This window comes from Bauldia sp., from assembly GCA_037200845.1.
In the GTDB taxonomy this organism is placed as follows: domain Bacteria; phylum Pseudomonadota; class Alphaproteobacteria; order Rhizobiales; family Kaistiaceae; genus DASZQY01.
The window spans coordinates 456857-472677 of sequence record JBBCGQ010000001.1 but is presented as its reverse complement, the minus strand read 5'-3'; the positions used below and the strand labels follow the sequence as shown (position 1 = coordinate 472677).

Annotated in this window: 14 protein-coding genes; 10 read left to right on the top strand and 4 right to left on the bottom strand. The window is 69.3% G+C overall.

Going from position 1 to position 15821, the window contains the following annotated elements; translation table 11 throughout:
• Nucleotides 1-89 precede the first annotated feature (89 nt).
• The 10 genes from sppA (at nucleotide 90) to WDM94_02305 (ending at nucleotide 8179) form a co-directional block, all read left to right on the top strand.
• Nucleotides 90-1079 (top strand): signal peptide peptidase SppA, encoded by a 990-nt coding sequence (gene sppA, locus WDM94_02350; GenBank protein MEJ0011468.1) that lies wholly within the window; start codon nucleotides 90-92, stop codon nucleotides 1077-1079.
• Between the two features lie 19 nt (nucleotides 1080-1098).
• Nucleotides 1099-1377 (top strand): integration host factor subunit beta, encoded by a 279-nt coding sequence (ihfB, locus tag WDM94_02345; protein ID MEJ0011467.1) that lies wholly within the window; start codon nucleotides 1099-1101, stop codon nucleotides 1375-1377.
• Between the two features lie 41 nt (nucleotides 1378-1418).
• Nucleotides 1419-1766: a LapA family protein gene (locus WDM94_02340; protein ID MEJ0011466.1), complete on the top strand. Its 348-nt coding sequence runs from the start codon at nucleotides 1419-1421 to the stop codon at nucleotides 1764-1766.
• 7 nt (nucleotides 1767-1773) lie between these two features.
• Nucleotides 1774-2718 (top strand): ornithine cyclodeaminase family protein, encoded by a 945-nt coding sequence (locus WDM94_02335; protein ID MEJ0011465.1) that lies wholly within the window; start codon nucleotides 1774-1776, stop codon nucleotides 2716-2718.
• Between the two features lie 51 nt (nucleotides 2719-2769).
• Entirely contained in the window at nucleotides 2770-3435 is a 666-nt protein-coding gene (locus tag WDM94_02330) for a phosphoribosylanthranilate isomerase (protein MEJ0011464.1), read from the top strand.
• Nucleotides 3432-4652: a tryptophan synthase subunit beta gene (trpB, locus tag WDM94_02325; GenBank protein MEJ0011463.1), complete on the top strand. Its 1221-nt coding sequence runs from the start codon at nucleotides 3432-3434 to the stop codon at nucleotides 4650-4652. Before WDM94_02330 ends, trpB begins: the two co-directional genes overlap by 4 nt.
• An 89-nt stretch (nucleotides 4653-4741) precedes the next feature.
• Nucleotides 4742-5128 (top strand): hypothetical protein, encoded by a 387-nt coding sequence (locus tag WDM94_02320; GenBank protein ID MEJ0011462.1) that lies wholly within the window; start codon nucleotides 4742-4744, stop codon nucleotides 5126-5128.
• Entirely contained in the window at nucleotides 5125-5961 is an 837-nt protein-coding gene (gene trpA / locus WDM94_02315; protein ID MEJ0011461.1) for a tryptophan synthase subunit alpha, read from the top strand. The genes WDM94_02320 and trpA overlap by 4 nt, the downstream gene beginning before the upstream one ends.
• A gap of 13 nt (nucleotides 5962-5974) precedes the next feature.
• Complete coding sequence (accD, locus tag WDM94_02310) at nucleotides 5975-6856, top strand: acetyl-CoA carboxylase, carboxyltransferase subunit beta (protein ID MEJ0011460.1); 882 nt, start codon at nucleotides 5975-5977, stop codon at nucleotides 6854-6856.
• A 12-nt stretch (nucleotides 6857-6868) separates the two neighbouring features.
• Nucleotides 6869-8179, top strand: coding sequence for a folylpolyglutamate synthase/dihydrofolate synthase family protein (locus tag WDM94_02305; protein ID MEJ0011459.1), 1311 nt, complete (start codon nucleotides 6869-6871; stop codon nucleotides 8177-8179).
• A gap of 103 nt (nucleotides 8180-8282) precedes the next feature.
• On the opposite strand, the gene trxA (WDM94_02300) is transcribed toward WDM94_02305, so the two are convergent.
• The 4 genes from trxA (WDM94_02300) to addB form a co-directional block, all read right to left on the bottom strand.
• Nucleotides 8283-8603, bottom strand: coding sequence for a thioredoxin (trxA, locus tag WDM94_02300; GenBank protein MEJ0011458.1), 321 nt, complete (start codon nucleotides 8601-8603; stop codon nucleotides 8283-8285).
• 206 nt (nucleotides 8604-8809) lie between these two features.
• Nucleotides 8810-9127: a thioredoxin gene (gene trxA, locus WDM94_02295; GenBank protein ID MEJ0011457.1), complete on the bottom strand. Its 318-nt coding sequence runs from the start codon at nucleotides 9125-9127 to the stop codon at nucleotides 8810-8812.
• A gap of 57 nt (nucleotides 9128-9184) precedes the next feature.
• A complete protein-coding gene (gene addA, locus WDM94_02290; protein MEJ0011456.1) occupies nucleotides 9185-12682 on the bottom strand; it encodes a double-strand break repair helicase AddA in 3498 nt (1165 codons plus the stop codon).
• Nucleotides 12679-15819: a double-strand break repair protein AddB gene (gene addB / locus WDM94_02285; protein MEJ0011455.1), complete on the bottom strand. Its 3141-nt coding sequence runs from the start codon at nucleotides 15817-15819 to the stop codon at nucleotides 12679-12681. Before addB ends, addA begins: the two co-directional genes overlap by 4 nt.
• Nucleotides 15820-15821 lie beyond the last annotated feature (2 nt).

Sequence of the window (15821 nt, the reverse complement as noted above, 5' to 3'; positions counted from 1 at the left end):
CGAAGGGTGAGGGGGGCGCCGCCTGCCGTCTTGCCGCTGCGCCCATAAGGCGCTAACCCACGCCTCCGGGACCAAGCGAGGCCACGCCAATGTCCATGACCGCCGACCAGATCGTCGACCGCCGCCGCTTGCGGCGCAAACTCTCGTTCTGGCGCTTCATCGGGTTCGCCGCCGTGATCGTGCTGATCGCCGGCGCCATCTTCGCCGCGGCGTCGAGCCGCAACGGCGGCAGCGGCTTCATCAAGCACGCGCAGATCGCGCGCGTGTCGATCTCGGGCTTCATCGCCGAGGACCGCGACCAGGCGGAGATGCTGGCCAGGCTCGCCAAGGATGACGCGGTCAAGGGCGTCATCGTCTCGATCAACTCGACCGGCGGCTCGACCACCGGCGGCGAGGCGCTGTACGAAAGCCTGCGCAAGCTCGCCGCGGCGAAGCCCACCGTCGCGACCATCGGCACGGTCGGCGCGTCGGCCGCCTATATGGCGGCGATCGCCACCGACCACATCGTCGCGCGGCGCACCTCGATCACGGGTTCTATCGGCGTGATCTTCGAATACCCGGAGGTCAGCGCGCTGCTCGACAAGCTCGGCGTCAAGGTCGAGGACATCAAGAGCGCGCCGCTCAAGGCCGAGCCCGATCCTTTCCACCCGACCAGCGACGAGGCGCGCGCGGTGGTGCAGGGCCTGGTCAACGACACGTTCGGCTGGTTCGTCGACATCGTCGCCGAGCGGCGCAAGCTCGATCGGGCGCTGGCCCTGACGTACGCCGACGGCCGCATCTACACCGGCCAGCAGGCGCTGAACGTGAAACTGATCGACGAGCTCGGCGGCGAGGACGTCGCGATTGCCTGGCTCGGCACCAAGGGCGTAGACGCCAAGCTGCCGGTCAACGACTGGGAACCGTCGCGTCCGGGCAAGGGGCCGTTCTCGCTCTCCTCGGCCGTGATCACGTGGCTGATGCAGACCACCGGCCTCGCGCCGGCGATCACGCCTGCGCTCATCGACCGCCTCCTGCCCGACGGCCTCAAGCTTGACGGTCTCCTGTCGGTTTGGCAGGGTTCTGGGGGCGGGGACACGTGACCCGTCGGGGGGCGGCGTGATGATAAAATCGGAACTGGTCCAGAGGATCTCCGAGCGCAACCCGCATCTCTATCAGCGCGACGTCGAGCACATCGTCAACGCGATCCTCAATGAGATCACGGCGGCATTGGCGCGCGGCGACCGGGTCGAGCTGCGCGGCTTCGGCGCCTTCAGCGTGAAGAACCGGCCGGCGCGCACCGGGCGCAACCCGCGCACCGGCACCAAGGTCGCGGTGACCGAGAAGTACGTGCCCTTCTTCAAGACCGGCAAGGAAATGCGCGAGCGGCTGAACACCTGACGCGTTTGACTTGCGGCCACTGCGGGTCGATCAATCGCTAGATGCGGCGCTTTCTCACCCTCTTCGTCCTGATCCCCATCGCGATCGTGATCGTCGCGCTCTCCGTCGCCAACCGCGGCGCGGTGACCTTCTCGCTCGATCCGATCGGCACGGTCGCGCCGGGCTGGTCGGCGAGCGGCCCGCTCTACGTCTTCCTGTTCGCGGCGGTGACCGTCGGCATCGTCATCGGCGGCGTCGCGACATGGATACGGCAGGGCCGCTGGCGCCACATGGCGCGGAGCGAACGCGCCGCCAACGAGCGGCTGCGCGGCGAGATCGGGCGCCTGCGGCAACAGATCGAGGCAACCACGCCCGCCCTCTTCCCGCCGCGCGACCGCGACGCGGCCTGATCCGGCGATGCGCGTCGTCACCGCGAAGGACATCGACTGGGTTCTCGACTACCCGATCCTGATCGCCGCGATACACGCCGCCTTCCGCGACAACATCGTGGCTCCGCCCCGCCATCATCACCGCATCGTGCGCCCCAGCACGGAAGCGACGCTGCTCCTGATGCCGGCATGGCAGCAGGGCGCGGACGGCGGCTTCATCGGCGTCAAGCTGGTCTCGGTTTTCCCGGATAACGCGACGCGCTCGCTGCCCAGTGTCATGGGGACCTATCTGCTGATGGCTGGCGACAGCGGCGCCCCGCTCGCCGCGATCGACGGCGTGGCGCTGACGCTGTGGCGCACGGCCGCGACCTCGGCGCTGGTCTCCAGCGCCCTCGCCCGCCCCGACGCAACCCATATGGCGATGATCGGCGCCGGGGCGCTGGCGCCCCACCTGATCTCGGCGCACGCCACGGTGCGGCCTCTGACGCACGTTTCGATCTGGAACCGGACGCCCGAACACGCGGTCCACCTGGCGGCGGAGCTGACGCGCGCCGGCCTCACCGTCACGCCGACAACCGACCGCGAAGCCGCGATCCGCGCCGCGGACATCGTCTCGGTCGCCACGCTCAGCAACGAACCCCTGGTGGAGGGCGCGTGGCTCAAGCCCGGCACGCACGTCGATCTGGTGGGCGCCTTCACGCCGGCGATGCGCGAGGCCGACGACGCGGCGATCCGCTGGTCGACGGTCTACGTCGACAGCCGCGCCGGCATGAAGGAAAGCGGCGACATTACGCAACCGTTGGCCTCTGGCGCGCTGACCGAAGCGGCGATCGCCGGGGAGCTCGCCGACATTGTCGCGCCCGGCTTCGCCGGCCGCCGTTCGGCCGATGAGATCACGCTGTTCAAGTCGGTCGGCCATGCGGCGGAAGACCTTGCCGCAGCGGTGGAAGTCTGGCGTCGGCTCGGCGCCTAGGCAGCCGGAAGCGGTTGGACTCACAGGCAGTTTCGTGCGAAATCCCGCCCCATGAGCCTGACCGTGAAAATCTGCGGTCTTTCGACCGAGGAAACGCTGGACGCGGCCCTTGCGGCCGGCGCCGACATGGTCGGATTCGTATTTTTTCCCCGTACGCCGCGGTTCGTTTCCAACGAAAAAGCGGCGGGGCTGGTGAAGCGCGTGCGCGGGCGCGCGGAGACCGTCGCGCTGGCCGTCGATTTCGACGATGCAACGCTCGGCGCCATCGTCGAAGCCGTCAATCCGGACTGGCTGCAACTGCACGGCAAGGAAAGCGTAGAGCGCGTCGCGGAGCTGCGCCGCCGCTTCGGCAAGCGCGTACTTAAGGCCGTCGGCATCGCCGGCGCCGCCGATCTCGACACCGCGCGAAACTACGCCGCGGTGGCGGACATGCTGCTGCTCGACGCCAAGCCGCCGAAGGACGCAACGCGGCCGGGCGGCAATGCCAACACTTTCGACTGGACCATCCTGTCCGGCTTCCGGCCCGCGGTCCCGTATCTGCTGTCCGGCGGGCTGACGCCGGCGAACGTCGGCGAGGCGCTGCGCATCACCGGCGCGCCGGGCGTCGATGTTTCCTCCGGCGTCGAGACGGCGCCGGGCGCCAAATCTCCCGACCTGATACGCGCGTTCATCACCAACGCCCGCGCCGCTGTTGCAAAAGAGAAGGTAGCGTCGTGAACGCCCCGCAACCCAACAGCTACCGCACCGGCCCCGACGAGCGCGGCTTCTTCGGCATCTTCGGCGGGCGCTTCGTCGCCGAGACCCTGATGCCGCTGATCCTCGACCTGGAAGCGGCATACACCGCGGCGAAGAACGATCCGGCTTTCCACGCGGAGCTCACCAACCTCAACACGTATTATGCCGGCCGCCCCTCGCCGCTCTATTTCGCCGAGCGTCTCACCGCGCATCTCGGCGGCGCCAAGATCTACCTCAAGCGCGAGGAGCTGAACCACACCGGCTCGCACAAGATCAACAACTGCCTCGGCCAGATTCTGCTGGCGCGGCGCATGGGCAAGACGCGCATCATCGCGGAGACCGGCGCCGGCCAGCATGGCGTCGCCGCGGCGACGGTATCGGCGCGCTTCGGCCTGCCGTGCGTCGTTTACATGGGCGCCACCGACGTCGAGCGGCAGAAGCCGAACGTGTTCCGCATGCGCATGCTGGGGGCGGAGGTGCATCCGGTGACCGCCGGCAACGGCACGCTGAAGGACGCGATGAACGAGGCGCTGCGGGACTGGGTGACCAACGTCAGCGACACGTACTACCTGATCGGCACGGCCGCCGGCCCGCATCCCTACCCGGAGATGGTGCGCGATTTCCAGTCGGTGATCGGCACCGAGACGCGCGAGCAGATGATGGAACTTGAGGGCCGCTTGCCCGACGCAATCGTCGCCTGCATCGGCGGCGGCTCCAACGCCATCGGCATCTTCCACCCGTTCCTCGACGACAAGGACGTCGCAATCTACGGCGTTGAAGCCGCGGGGCACGGTCTCGAGGTCGAGAACGGCCACGCCGCTTCGATGAGTGGCGGGCGGCCGGGCGTGCTGCACGGCAACCGCACCTACCTGCTGCAGGATGCCGACGGCCAGATCCTCGAGGGCCACTCGATCTCGGCCGGTCTCGACTATCCGGGCGTCGGTCCGGAGCATTCGTGGCTGAAGGACACCGGCCGCGTGAAATACGTGCCGGCGACCGACAACGAGGCGCTCGACGCGTTCCAGTTGCTGACCAAGATCGAAGGCATCATCCCGGCGCTCGAGTCGGCGCACGCGCTCGCCTATGTGACGAAGCTCGCGCCGACGATGGCGAAGGACAAGACGATCGTCGTCAACCTTTCGGGCCGCGGCGACAAGGACGTGTTCACCGTCGCCAAGCATCTGGGGATGGACATATGAGAGCGGCCTTCGGCGCCGCTTTCGCCGCTTGGGCTGCCGCCTCACCTTTGCCGGCGCATGCCGACTGGTCGTTCTCAAAGGACAAGACCATGCTGATGCTGGCGGACGACGCGTTCAGCCTCACGTTCCTTTCGTTCGAGTGCCGGAATGGCGCGCTGACTGCCGAATATTCGACGATCGACGATGACGAGGAAGCGTTGCCGGTTGACGCCGGCGTACGCCTCGACGTCGCAGTCGACGACGGGAAACAAGTGAGTTTTCCTGTGGTGGCGGAGGACAGCGGCGGCTCGATGTACGGCCTCGGCGACAGGGATGCGCCGACGCTGTGGTCGCTGCTCGCCGACAGGGGCGTGCCGTTCACCGCGGACCTCCGCGTCGGGAAGTCGATCGCCTGGCAGGCGCATTTCGACCGGGCGGGATACGACGCGCTCAAGGATCAAGTTGCGAACTTTTGCCCGGAGTCGACGCCGCAATGAAGGCATCACGTATCGACCGCCGCTTTGCCGCGCTGAAGAAGGAAGGTCGCCCGGCGCTGGGCTGCTTCATCACGGCCGGAGACCCCGACTACGACACGTCGATGGCGATCCTCAAATCGCTGCCGAAGGCGGGCGCCGACATGATCGAGTTCGGCATGCCGTTTTCGGATCCGATGGCGGACGGCCCGTCGGTTCAGGCATCGGGGCAGCGCGCGCTCAAGGCCGGGCAGACGCTGAACAAGACGCTGGCGATGGTCGCCGAATTCCGCAAAGGCGACCAGGACACGCCGATCATCCTGATGGGTTACTACAACCCGATTTATATCCACGGCAGCGCAAAATTCGTCGACGACGCGATCGCCGCCGGGGTCGATGGATTGATCGTGGTCGACCTGCCGCCCGAGGCCGACGACGAATTGTGTATCCCGGCCCTGAAGGCAGGGCTGAACTTCATCCGCCTGGCGACGCCGACCACCGACGACAAGCGGCTGCCGGCGGTGCTGAAGAATACTTCCGGGTTCGTTTACTACGTCTCGATCACCGGCATCACGGGCATGGCCGCGCCGGACCCTGCTCGGGTCGCAAAGGCAGTGGAAAGAATCAAACGGCACACCACATTGCCGGTAGCGGTCGGCTTCGGTGTGCGCACGGCCGCGCAGGCGACGGCGATAGGCGCCGCGGCCGACGGCGTCGTGGTAGGATCGGCCATCGTCGGCGCGATCAAGAACTCGCTCGGTACCGACGGGAAGGCCACGAAAACGACGGTTTCGGACGTCACCAAACTGGTCGCCGAACTTGCCGAGGGCGTCCGCGCCGCGCGCGAGAAAGTATAAAGGGAAGCAAAGCTTGAGCTGGATCAGCAACGTCGTTCGCCCCCGGATCCGCAGCCTCCTCAACAAGCGCGAGGTGGCGCAGAACCTCTGGGTCAAGTGTCCCGAAACGGGCGAGATGGTGTTCCATCGCGATCTCGAGGCGAACCATTTCGTCATCCCCGGCTCCGGCTACCACATGCGGATGACGACCAAGCAGCGGCTCGATCATTTCTTCGACGGCAGCGAATACACGCTCGCCGCCCTGCCCGACGTGCCGATCGATCCGCTCAAGTTCCGCGACGAGCGGCGCTACACGGAGCGGCTGCGCGACGCGCGCGCCAAGACCGGCGCGGTCGACGCCGTGCAGGTCGCCACCGGCACGGTCGAGGGCGTGCCGCTCACCGCCGCGGTGCAGGACTTCGCTTTCATGGGCGGCTCGCTCGGCATGGCTGCCGGCGAGGCAATCATCACGGGGATGCTCACCGCGGTCGAGAAGAAGCAGCCGTTCGTGCTCTTCGCCGGCTCGGGCGGCGCGCGCATGCAGGAGGGCGTGTTCTCGCTGATGCAGTTGCCGCGCACGACCGTGGCGGTCGAGACGCTGAAGGACGCGAAGCTGCCCTACATCGTCGTGCTCACCAACCCGACGATGGGCGGCGTCACCGCCTCCTACGCCATGCTCGGCGACGTGCATGTCGCGGAGCCCGGCGCGCTGATCGGCTTCGCCGGCCCGCGCGTCATCGAGCAGACGATCCGCGAGAAGCTGCCGGAGGGTTTCCAGCGCAGCGAGTTCCTGCGCGAGCACGGCATGGTCGATCTCGTCGTCCACCGCCACAAGCTGCGCGAGACGATCGCCCGCCTCTGCCGCCTGCTCGGCGCCGAGTCGCTGCCGGCGAACCTGCCCGTCGCGGCCGAGTAAGCCGCGGTTTCCATGGAGCGCTCAGACGCGATCCTGGAGCGCCTGACGACGCTCCATCCGAAGGAAATCGACCTGTCGCTGGAGCGGGTCGAGCGGCTGATGGCCGACCTCGGCCATCCCGAGCGGCGGCTGGCGCCGGTCATCATCGTTGCAGGCACCAACGGCAAGGGCTCCACCACCGCCTTCATGCGCGCCATGCTGGAAGCCGCGGGCAAGCGCGTGCACGTCTACACCTCGCCGCATCTCGTGCGCTTCCACGAGCGCATCCGCCTCGGCGACGGGCCGCGCAGCCATTTCGTCGATGAGGACGAGCTGGTCGATGCGCTGGCGCAGGTCGAGAAGATCAACGCCGGCCGGCCGATCACCCAGTTCGAGATCACCACCGCCGCGGCGTTCGACATCTTCGCGCGCCACCCGGCCGACATCGTGCTGCTCGAAGTCGGGCTTGGCGGGCGGCTCGATGCAACCAACGTCGTGCCCTCGCCGCTCGCCGCGGTGATCACGTCGGTGGCGCTCGATCACGAAAAATTTCTCGGCGCGACGCTGACCGCGATTGCGCACGAGAAGGCCGGCATTTTGAAACGCGGACGGCCGGGCATCATCGCGCCGCAAGTCGAGGAGGCGCTCGCCGAGATCGAGCGCGAGGGCGCGCGGCGGCGGGCCGAGCTGTTCATCGCCAACCGCGATTGGGTCGCGCATCCGGAGGGCGGGCGGCTGGTCTACCAGGACGAGGACGGGCTGATCGACCTGCCGGCGCCGCGCCTGCCCGGCCGTCATCAGTACGCCAACGCCGGCACTGCGATCGCGGCGCTTCGGCGGGCGGGATTGCGGCTGCCCAACGCCGCCTTCGAAGCGGGGCTCGCCAATGTCGAATGGCCGGCGCGGCTGCAGTCGCTGGCCGGCGGCGCGCTGTTCGCGCGGCTGCCCGATGCCGAAATCTGGCTGGACGGCGGGCACAATCCCGCCGCGGGCCACGTCATCGCCGAGGCGATGGCCGACCTTGAGGAGCGCGCGCCGAAGCCGCTGGTGATGATTTCCGGGATGCTGAACACCAAGGACCCCGTCGGCTTCTTCAAGCCGTTCGCGGGCCTCGCCCAGCGCGTCTATACCGTGCCGGTGCCGGGCTCGGCCGCCAGCCGCGGTGCGGTGGAACTCGCCGCGGCAGCGCGCGAGGCCGGGCTGATCGCCGAGCCGATGGCGGACGTGTCAGCCGCGCTCGCCGCGATCGCGGCAGCGCAGGTGCCGGCGCCGCGCGTGCTTATCGCGGGTTCGCTTTATCTTGCGGGGACTGTGCTGGCGGCGAACGGTACGCCGCCCACCTAGTGTTAGTCATTCCGGCGAAAGCCGGAATCCAGCGCGAACGCTGAAGCTAGCTGACATGCCAGCGCTGGACCCCGGGCTTTCGCCGGGGTGACGAAAAAGGGAGTCAGATCGCAGCCTTGATCCAGTCCGACAGCCGGCTCTTCGGCTGGGCGCCGATCTGCATCGCGATCAGCTCGCCGTTCTTGAACACCATCAGCGTCGGCATCGAGCGGACGCCGTAGCGCGTCGAGATCGCCGGGTCGGCATCGACGTCGAGCTTGACGATCTTCACCTTGCCGCTGAGCTCGTCGGAAATCTGCTCGAGGTACGGCGCGATGGCGTGGCACGGCGGGCACCAGACCGCGGTGAAATCGACGACAACGGGCAGCGACTCGCCGAGCACTTCGGAATCGAACGAGGCTTCGGTGACGTGGGTGGTGGCCATGGGGCGAATCTCTCAGGCGACGGGGAGCGCGAAGCTAGCGCCGATTGGCCGGCGATCAAGGAATGGAATTTCCAACCTGGTCGTCATTCCTGCGAAAGCCGGAATCCAGCGCAGCCGTCCGAACACGCCGAAGCCCTAGCGCTGGACCCCGGCTTTCGCCGGGGTGACGAAGGGGAGGCCGCGATGACGAAAGGGAGAGTGGCGAACTAGATCGCGCTCTTGATCCAGTCCGACAACCGGCCCTTGGGCGCGGCGCCGACCTGCATCGACACCGGCTCGCCGTTCTTGAACACTATCAGGGTCGGGATCGAGCGGACGCCGTAGCGGATCGTGATGTTCGGATTATCGTCGACGTTGAGCTTGGCGATAGTCACCTTGCCGTCCATCTCGGTCGAAATTTCCTCCAGCGCCGGCGAGATCAGCTTGCACGGGCCGCACCATTCCGCCCAGAAATCGACGACCACGGGACCCGACGCGCCAAGCACGTCCTTGTCGAAATTGGCGTCGGTCACGGTCGTGGACATGGTCAGCCTCGCTACGGTTGGAATGACGAACGGAAGTTAGGTGGCGGTGGGGCCAAGTCAAGCAACGGGGCCGGTTCCGGCGGTCTGCCTTGCGGATTCGGCATGGCCGCCGGCCGCGGAAATCCGCGATTCCGCGAGAATCAGCGCGGCTTCGGGGATCTCCATCAGGGCGGCCGTGTCGGTCCATACTAGCGCGGCGGCGACTGCCTTGCCGGGGTAGAGCCGGCCGAGCACAGCACGATAGACGGCGAGCTGGCCGACGTAGGCATCGGGAGCCTCGGCGGGCACCGGCCGGTTGGTCTTGTAGTCGACGATCAGCACGCGCCTGTCGGTAACGGCGAGGCGGTCGATGCGGCCCGAAACGATCCGGTCGCCGAGGCGGCCGGCGATCTCGACCTCGGCGCGGCTGCCCGGCGCGAAGGCTTCTGCGAAGGCAGGATCGGCGATCACCGCCATCACCTCGGCGAGCAACCGCGCGCGATCCTCGGGCTTCCACTCGTCGGCAGCCGAATCCAGGTAGCGCGTGCCGATCTCGGCACGCCGCTCCACCGGCACGTCAGGCAGCGACTGCAGCAGGCGGTGGACGAGGCGGCCGCGCTCCAGCGCGAGGCTCGTGTCGGCCTCGCGGCGGGCGCGGACGACCGGCACCGGCGCCAGCGCCGACGATGGCGCGAGGCGCAGCGCGGCACGCGGCGCGGCCGGCGCGTTCGTGCCCGTCCACGGCGGCAGCTCGAGGCGCGCTAACGGCGACGCCGGCACGATCTCGGCAGGCGTGACCGACGCCGGCGCGCGCCATTCGTACTCGATCTCGCCGCGCTCGTTTTTCGTCTCCTGCCACTCCGGCTCGAGCGCGCGGCGGACGAGCGCGTGCCAGCGGTTGTCCTTCTCCTCCTTCACCGGTTTCTTGACGATGCCGACAACGTAGAGGCGATCGCGCGCGCGCGTCATGCCGACGTAGAGCAGGCGGCGGTATTCCTCCTCGGTGCGCACGCGCTCGGCACGGATGCGCTCGGCGATCGCCCCGGGCATCTGGCTGATCGAGCGGTTCCACACCACCGGCCCGGGATCGAGCGGATCGGGATCCGCATCGAGCGGCAGGACGCGGAGATCATGCGACGCCGGCGCGGGGTCCATGCCGTTATCGACGAGGAAGACGACGTCGGCCTCGAGGCCCTTGGCGCCGTGCACGGTCATGACGCGCACCTCGTCGCGCAGCGTTTCGGTGTCGCGCTTCACCTCGGTCTCGCCGGCAATCAGCCAGTCGAGGAAGCCTTGGAGCGACGGCACGTTGGTGCGCTCGTAGGCGAGCGTCTGGGCGAGGAACTCGTCGATGATGTCCTCGGCCTCGGCGCCCAGCCGCTGGAGCAGCGCGTGGCGGCCTTGGTCCGGACCGAGGATGCGGGCGAAGAACGCGTGCGGATCGCGGAATTCCGCCTCCTTCCGCCAGCGGTCGATCCGCTGCTTGGCAGCGGCGAACAGCAGATCCGCCGATGCTTTCTCGACCAGCACCGCCCATAGCGTCTTGTTGCCGCGATCGTGGGCGAGCGCGAACAGCGCATCCTCATCGAGGCCGATCAGCGGACTCTTCAGCACCGCGGCGAGCGACAGGTCGTCCTCGGGCAGCAGCGCGACGCGACCGGCGGCCATGAGGTCCATGACGGCGATGTGCTCGGTCAGCGTCAGGCGGTCGGCGCCGGCGATCGGCACGTCGTTCTTCTTCAGCTCGCGGTTGATGGCGTCGGTGAGCGCGCCGCGCGAGCGCGACAGGATGAGGATGCCGCCCGGGCGGATCGGCCGGCCGTTGGCGAGGCGCTCGCCGTTCCTGAGCCAGCCGCGGATCGTGGCGGCGAGGCGGCGGGCAAGCTGCACCTCCGGGCTTTCCTGGCCGAGATGATCGACCGGGTCGGTCCAGTTGCTGGTTTCCGGCTTCTTCGGCGGCTCCATCACCGGCCAGACGATGACGCGGCCGACGTCGTTGCGGCGGCGGGCTTCGTGGTGCGGCGGGCGGGGTTCCGCAGTCAGGCCGGCGTGGACGGCCTCGGCGCGGAATACGGCGTCCACCGCCTCCAGCACGACCGGCGCGGAGCGGAACGAGAGATGGAGTTCGCGGTCGTACCAGGTGTAGCCGCCGCCACGTGCGGCATCGCCGATCTTGCGCTGGACGCGCGAGAACCACGCGGGCACGGCGCCCTGAAACGAGAAGATGGACTGCTTCTCGTCGCCGACGGCGAACAGCGTGCGAACCGCGTCGCTGGCGCCGTCACCGGCGAAAAATTCCGAGGCGAGATTCTGGATCACCTGCCACTGGCGCGGGCTGGTGTCCTGCGCCTCGTCGACCAGGATGTGCTCGACGCCGCGATCGAGCTTGTAGTGCACCCAGCCCGGTGCATCGACGCGCGACAGCAGCATCGCGGTGCAGACGACGAGATCCTCGAAATCGAGAACGCCGCGGGCGCGCTTCAGCCGGTCATACTCGGCGAAGGCGGCGTCGGCGAGGCGCAGCATCGCGGCGGTGGATTCGTAGAGGTCGGCGGTGCGCAGGCGGTCGCGGAGCGCGGCGATGCGTTCTGCCTCCTTGGCCAGCATGACGTCGAGGCCCGGCCACTGCGCGGCGGTCTTCTTGGTGGCGACGTCCTTGCGCGGGCCATCCTTGGTGAAAAGGAAGTCGAACCATACGTCGAGCTTCACCGCATCGTCGGTCGAGGTGAGGTACGGCTCCAGCCGCTCCGCCGCACCCATGTCCTTGGTCGAGCCCGACATGAGCAGATCGAAAAGCCGGCGCAGTGCGGCTGCGTCCAACGGGTTGCCGGCGATGATCTCCGCGCGCAGTGCGTCGGAAGTTTCGTCGTCGGCGAGGCCAAGGTCCACCCGGAGGCCGGCGACGGCGTCATCCAGCGATCCGGCGCGCTCGCTCGCGATCCAGCCGTAGACTGCATCGCGCTCGTCGATGAATTTCGCGAGACTCTCCTCGTGCATGCGGTCGCTGACCAGCGGCAGCACGGTCGCCAGCGCCTCGCCCAGGTTCCCGTCCGGATGGGCGTAGGCGGTGGCGAGAACGGCGCGGCGCGACTCCTCCTTCAGCGCCTGCTCGTCGCGCTCGTCGAGCACCTCGAAATGGCCGGCGACGTTGGCCTCGAAGGGAAACTGATGGAGCAGGCGCTCGCAGAACGCGTGAATGGTCTGGATTTTCAGGCCGCCCGGCGTGTTCAGCGCCTTGGCGAACAGGCGTCGCGCCGGCGGCAGCGCGTCGGCCTCGGGTGCGTGGCCTTCGATCTCCGCGATGCGGGCCGAGAGTTCGGCGTCGGGCAGCGTCGCCCATTCGCCGAGAATCTCGAAAACGCGCTTCGCCATTTCCGCGGCCGCGGCCTTGGTGAAGGTGAGGCACAAGATGCGCGCGGGATCGGTGCCGGCGAGCAGCAGGCGGATGACGCGGCGCGATAGCACGAACGTCTTTCCCGACCCGGCGTTGGCCGACACCCACGCCGAGGCGCGCGGGTGCGTCGCCTCCGCCGTCGTCTGCTGCGTCTTGAAGTCGACCGGCTCGGCGGCGCTCACGGCGTGGCGCTCCCGAAGATGTCGACGTCGGCCTCGCTCTCGACCAGCGCCCATTCGCGGACACGCGCGAGATGATCGTAGTCGCCGATGTAGCGGGCGCGCTCCATCATCGGGCGTGCCCGCGACACATACGGCCGCCCCGGATCGGCGAACGCGGTCACCAGCTCGATCAGCATGGCGTGCGCCTTGTCGGCGAGGTCGTCGGCAGTCTCGCCGCGGCGCACAGCGTTGACGTAAGGGTCCTGCCGCCCGGCGCGGCCGACGGCCAGCCAGGCAAGATCGGCGACGCTGAGCGCCGCCGGAACATCCGGGAAGCCGCCGGCACGGACCATCGCGGCCTCCAGCGTCATCTGCGGCGTCAGGCCGGCGAAGACGGTGCGCTCGGTCTGCGGCGAGCCGGTCTTGAAGTCGTAGATCGCGACCTTGCCGTTCGCCATCAGGTCGATACGGTCCGCGCGACCGCGCAGCGTGAACTCGCCCCCGGGCACGGGGACCACGAGCTTGCCGTCGATCTCGGCGTGGCGCTTCTCTACCGCCGCAGCACGCGCCGCCTCCCACGACGCGAACCAGTGCGCGATGGCGTCGAAGCGGAGCGACCAGACGGCGTGCACGTCGGGGAAATCTTCGACAGCGCGCAAGGCCTCGCGGCCGATCTCGCGCAGGCGCACCTCGGCGGCGGTGTCATAGGCGCCGCTCCAGGCGGCGGTGAACTTGCCGAGCGCGTCGTGGATGAGCGTGCCGCGGAGCGCGCCGTCTGGGGCGCGGCCGAGCGGATCGAGCGGCTCCAGCTTCAGGATGCGGCGCGCGTAGATGGCGTAGGGATCGCGGATCAGCGTCTCGATCTCGGTGATCGACAGATGCTTCGGCCGCGCCGCGACCGGCGGCTTCGGCTCGGGCCGGCGGGTCGGGCGCGGCTTGTCCGGCGCGGCATCGAGGGCGCGGGCGAGCGCGACGTACCTGGCGCCACGGGCGGCGAGGCGATCGGCTTCCTCCTTGCCGATGAGGACGCGGATCAACTGCAGCCAGCGCGATTCGACCGTCGCCGCGCCGCCGCGCTTTTCGGCGCGGCTGACGATGACGCGCGGCGCCGCCAGCCCCTCGAAGAAATCGTGGGCGGCGAGGCCGAGGCGCCGCTCGGGCGGCGACAGGCCGATGGCGGCACGCATGGCGCGCGACAGCCACGGATCGGTGCGGGTCGCACTCGGCCACACGCCCTCGTCGAGGCCGCCGAGGATGAGGCAATCGACGGTCTGCAGGCGGGCCTCGAGCGTGCCCCAGATGTGGACGCGCGGATCGTCGCCGGCGGGGCGCGTCACCTTCTCGTCGGCGAACAGCGCGCCGAAGACGAAGGGAATATCGGCCGGCGCGAGCATTAGATTTGCCGCCTCGTGGTCATCGACCAGATCGTCCAGCAGCGTCGCCAGCGCGTTGCCGCCCGCGTCGTGCCACAACGCGGCGTCGCCGCCGGTTTCGTCCGCCGCGGCTTTGGCAAGCGCAGCGGCCAGCAACCCGGCGGCATCGGCGAGCGCGATGGGGACGCCCTTGCGCATCACCTCGGCGATGGGGCCGAGGCAATCCGTGAGCGCGGCAACAAGATTCGCCGCCAGCTTCCATTGGCTGGGGTCGAGGCGCCGGCGCGCCAGCGGCACATTTTTCTCGGTCAGCGTCTCGGCTCGCGTCCGCTCCAGCACGGCGGGCAAACCCGCGATGCCGCCCGATGCGAGACGACCGCGAAACAGCGCGACCTCCAGCGTCGCCGCCGCCTGCCGGCAGGTGTCGCGCGACAGGCCGAACGACGCGAAGCGATGCTTGAGCAGCGACGCCAGCTTGAGCGGGTCGGCGTCCGACACCGCGGCCTCGGCGAGCAGGCGCGCGAAGATGCCGTGCGGTTCGTTGGCGAGCGGCGCGCCGGCCGAATCGTCGACCGCCAGGCCCCAGCGGCCAAGCTCGGCGGCGACGCGGCGGGCGAGCGTGCGGTCGGGCGTCACCAGGCCGACGGTGACGCCGGGCTTCTCGACCGCCTCGCGGATGGCGAGCGCGATCGCGGTCGCTTCCTCCTGCTCGTTGCGCGCGACGAGCAGGTCGACGCCGTCGAGCGCGGCGGGCGGCGGCGTGTAGCCGGCCCAGGCGTCCAGCGTCTCGGCCGGGCGCGATGCTTCCGACAACAGGCGCACGCGGGCGCCGCCGTCGGGAGCGTCGCCCAGCGGCGTCACGGCGTCGCGGGCGACGCCCATGCGGCCGATCAGATGCTTCAGCGCGAATTGTGGGTGACCGTGTGCGGCGGCCGGGCCGTCGTCGCCGCCGATCGCGTGCCATCCCCGTGCGTCGAGCGTCTGGTCGAGACCGGGCAGGACGACGGCGCCGTTCGGCAGGCGCGCGATCTCCGCGAGCAGCGCGGCGGTGGCGGGCATCGAGCCGGTGGAGCCGGCAGCGACGATCGGGCCCGGCGAACCGTGCTGCTTCAGCCTCGCCGCGGCGCTGCGCAGCAGCGTGTCGCGGCGGGCCGCGGGATCGGCGCGGTCGTTGTCGCGCAGATATTGCGGCCAGGCGTGCGAGACGATCTCGAGGAATTCGAGGGTGAGCTGGAAATATTCGGCGTGGTCGTCGGGCACCAGCGTGCGGATCTTTTCCCAGCCGACGTCGGCGGTCGCCATGTCGTCGACGAGACGGGCGAGATCGCCGGCGAGGCGCAGTGCATCGGCGGCGGAGGCGGCAACCCGCAGCGGCTCACCTGGGCGCAGGCCGAGAATCTTGCCGCGGAAGCCGCTCGCCCAGCCGAGCGTCAGGCGGGTCAGCGCCAGCTTGCGGGTCAGGGCGGAGATCGCCGCGGGCAGCGTCAGGCGGTCGGCGAGCGGCTCGATCATCGGATCGAGCAGCGCCTCGTCCTCATCGATGTCGCCGATCGGCCGCACCGTCGGCAGGATCGCGGCGTCGCGACCGAGGCGTCCCGCCAGCACATCGGTGAAGGCGCGGGCGGCGCGGCGCGTCGGCAGCAGCACGGTGACGCCGGCGAGCGCCAGCGGATCGGCGCCGGGCAGCGGCACCAGCGCGCCGGAGAGCAGCGCCTCGGCGAGCGTCGGCAGGAACGGCGTTCCGGCCGGGATGGTGAAGACGTTCGGCGGGCGCGGCTCCGCCATCG

Bases quoted from the DNA above. Each gene is read 5' to 3' on its own strand.
- sppA (MEJ0011468.1), top strand. From the start codon at position 90: ATGTCCATGACCGCCGACCAGATCGTCGACCGCCGCCGCTTGCGGCGC.
- ihfB (MEJ0011467.1), top strand. From the start codon at position 1,099: ATGATAAAATCGGAACTGGTCCAGAGGATCTCCGAGCGCAACCCGCAT.
- WDM94_02340 (MEJ0011466.1), top strand. From the start codon at position 1,419: ATGCGGCGCTTTCTCACCCTCTTCGTCCTGATCCCCATCGCGATCGTG.
- WDM94_02335 (MEJ0011465.1), top strand. From the start codon at position 1,774: ATGCGCGTCGTCACCGCGAAGGACATCGACTGGGTTCTCGACTACCCG.
- WDM94_02330 (MEJ0011464.1), top strand. From the start codon at position 2,770: ATGAGCCTGACCGTGAAAATCTGCGGTCTTTCGACCGAGGAAACGCTG.
- WDM94_02320 (MEJ0011462.1), top strand. From the start codon at position 4,742: ATGCTGATGCTGGCGGACGACGCGTTCAGCCTCACGTTCCTTTCGTTC.
- trpA (MEJ0011461.1), top strand. From the start codon at position 5,125: ATGAAGGCATCACGTATCGACCGCCGCTTTGCCGCGCTGAAGAAGGAA.
- WDM94_02305 (MEJ0011459.1), top strand. From the start codon at position 6,869: ATGGAGCGCTCAGACGCGATCCTGGAGCGCCTGACGACGCTCCATCCG.
- trxA (MEJ0011458.1), bottom strand. From the start codon at position 8,603: ATGGCCACCACCCACGTCACCGAAGCCTCGTTCGATTCCGAAGTGCTC.
- trxA (MEJ0011457.1), bottom strand. From the start codon at position 9,127: ATGTCCACGACCGTGACCGACGCCAATTTCGACAAGGACGTGCTTGGC.
- addB (MEJ0011455.1), bottom strand. From the start codon at position 15,819: ATGGCGGAGCCGCGCCCGCCGAACGTCTTCACCATCCCGGCCGGAACG.